At 73.7% G+C, this 262-nt stretch carries 1 pseudogene; it reads left to right on the top strand.

What is annotated here, in order from left to right:
- A pseudogene (locus tag ACYQ0J_RS02980) lies at positions 1-262 on the top strand (hypothetical protein); the annotation flags it as partial.

The following is a 262-nucleotide window of genomic DNA, read 5'->3' on the forward strand; positions in this document are numbered from 1 at the left end:
ATGGAGGGGCCGGAGCTGGTGGTGCACGGGATCCTCCTCCACGCCGACGGAAGGAGGTTCGTGGTCCTCGTCCAGCCCAAGAGCGGGGAGGCCTTCAGGCTCGTCCTGGGCCGGGCCCGGGGCTTCACCGCCTTCCTGGAGCCCAGGAAGGCCTACCGCCTCGAGGGGGCCCTGCGGGGGGGGAGGCTCCTCGCCGAGCGGGCCTTCCCCTTGGGGAAGTGGGTCCTGGCCCGGACGGGGGAAAGGCCCCTCCCCGAGCCCA

This window comes from Thermus sp. FJN-A, assembly GCF_054655095.1.